The 381-nt window shown below is 29.7% G+C and carries 1 pseudogene; it reads right to left on the minus strand.

Annotated elements, in window-relative coordinates:
- Positions 1 to 381 (minus strand): annotated as a pseudogene (locus KI356_RS27760) (translation initiation inhibitor); the annotation flags it as partial.

Consider the following 381-nt stretch of genomic DNA (forward strand, 5'->3'; position numbering starts at 1 on the left):
TTACTATTTTTAACAACACTGGATTGTCTGTATTTAATACATAGGAGGAACCTCCATTTTGAGCTAAAGCTATTTTGCTATCTAATAACGCTTGTTCTATCTCTATTACTATATCATCTGACCATACTTCTAATGTAATTGTGTCTAATCCCTTTGGGGCAAATAAAGGTAATAACTCATTCTCATTATTAGTTAATACACTTTCACATTCTGGAAGTAATTTGAAATATGGGAAGCTTCGTTGGAATTCATTAAAAAATCCCTCTTTTTCTCTTACTTTTATACCAAATTTTATTTTTGTTCCTTGAACTTTATATATATTTTCGTTATATGGAAGAAGCACTCTAACATTAGTTCCTCTAATATACTCTTTCGGACATT

Source organism: Bacillus hominis, from assembly GCF_018332515.1.
Classification (GTDB): Bacteria; Bacillota; Bacilli; order Bacillales; family Bacillaceae_G; genus Bacillus_A; species Bacillus_A hominis.